This is a genomic window from Rhodococcus sp. IEGM 1302 (assembly GCF_030056935.1).
Taxonomy (GTDB): domain Bacteria; phylum Actinomycetota; class Actinomycetes; order Mycobacteriales; family Mycobacteriaceae; genus Rhodococcus_F; species Rhodococcus_F qingshengii.
The window spans coordinates 1-217 of the sequence record NZ_JASHKY010000074.1; the positions used below are offsets into that span (position 1 = coordinate 1).

The following is a 217-nucleotide window of genomic DNA, read 5'->3' on the forward strand; positions in this document are numbered from 1 at the left end:
TCTTCTGGTAGCCGACGCCGTCGACCTCGGGGTAGACCGTGCGCAGAACCTCGTGGCGGCCGATAACGTCGTGAACTGCCGAATTCAGGGCCGCCAGATCGAGCGCACCCGTGAGCCGAACGGCAACAGGGACATTGTTGACAGCAGAATCGGTGTCGAATCGGTTGAGGAACCACATGCGCTGCTGCGCCAACGACAACGGAACCCGAACCGGACG

The 217-nt window shown here is 62.2% G+C and carries 1 protein-coding gene; it reads right to left on the reverse strand.

Annotation, left to right across the window (positions count from 1 at the left end; translation table 11 throughout):
* Positions 1-217 (reverse strand): condensation domain-containing protein (locus QM609_RS29180; RefSeq protein ID WP_269615252.1); only part of this gene is annotated, 217 nt, incomplete at both ends.